This window comes from Bartonella florencae (assembly GCF_000312525.1).
Lineage (GTDB): Bacteria > Pseudomonadota > Alphaproteobacteria > Rhizobiales > Rhizobiaceae > Bartonella > Bartonella florencae.
Genome location: NZ_HE997498.1, coordinates 1 through 648 on the forward strand (window position 1 = coordinate 1; position 648 = coordinate 648).

At 34.4% G+C, this 648-nt stretch carries 1 protein-coding gene; it reads left to right on the forward strand.

Going from position 1 to position 648, the window contains the following annotated elements; genetic code table 11:
• Window positions 1-28: 28 nt before the first annotated feature.
• Window positions 29-648, forward strand: a 620-nt coding sequence (locus BN202_RS09305; protein ID WP_156792132.1) for a TrbJ/VirB5 family protein, incomplete at its 3' end; no start/stop codon positions are given.

A 648-nucleotide genomic window follows, 5' to 3' on the forward strand; every position in this document is an offset into this window, starting at 1 on the left:
TACCTACCGAAATTCAGCGAGGAGCCATATGAAAATTCTTATTATAATAGGAATGGTTATATTCTTTGGAATGTCAAATTCAGCTCTGGCATACGGAAGTCAAGATGAGCTTAAGGCAACAAGTGGACAGGTTGACCGAATTGTAAGAATACATGAATTTCTAAAGGGTAGGCGATTGAAATTCGAACCTCAAAATTTATCAAAAGAACAGCTTGAGGCAACAAGAGCACACGTTGACCAAATTATAAAAATACGTGAATCTATAACGGGTAAGCGATTGGGAGTCAAATTTGGAAAAGAAGGTGATAGCAGTCTTGTACTTATGAATCCAAAATATATTTATGATGAAAGTAAAGAAACAGGAATTCATTCGAACTTTCCTATATTGATTAGGAATATAAAAAAACAAGAAGAGTATTCTGGAAAATCTACCGATGAAATACGTGAGCTTATTAATTTACGTAGTCAATATACTTCTATCGTAGATAAGATTGTAAGTTTGCAAAATTTTGAACATGCAGAAAATCGCTTTAGGCAAATCATACTCCATTTAGCGGCAATTAGTGGTGCACAAGATTTGAAAGCTATTGCCGAGTTACAGGTGAACTTTAAAGCTATAAATGCCATGATCCAGAATGAGGCTATAAA